Raw genomic sequence first — 319 nt, forward strand, 5'->3', positions numbered from 1 at the left:
TGCGTCGGCTTGCCCTCGGGGGTGAACCGGTCGAACGTCGCACCATCCGCGCTCACCTCACGCGTGACGTCACCAGCGGCACTACGGTCCACCGTCGTGCCGTCCGCATAGGTCCACGTACTCGACCCGTCACCGCCGTAAGCAATCGACACGTCCTGCGCCGGCTGCCCATCGACCCCCGGCACCGTTCCGTGCGTCGGCTTGCCCTCGGGGGTGAACCGGTCGAACGTCGCACCATCCGCGCTCACCTCACGCGTGACGTCACCAGCGGCACTACGGTCCACCGTCGTGCCGTCCGCGTAGGTCCACGTACTCGACC

1 protein-coding gene is annotated in these 319 nt (G+C 68.7%); it reads right to left on the reverse strand.

The window, feature by feature from the left end:
• A partial coding sequence (locus KBX46_RS32235; protein ID WP_210795875.1) for a hypothetical protein occupies positions 1-319 on the reverse strand: 319 nt, incomplete at both ends.

This window comes from Micromonospora sp. C81 (assembly GCF_018070425.1).
Classification (GTDB): domain Bacteria; phylum Actinomycetota; class Actinomycetes; order Mycobacteriales; family Micromonosporaceae; genus Micromonospora; species Micromonospora zamorensis.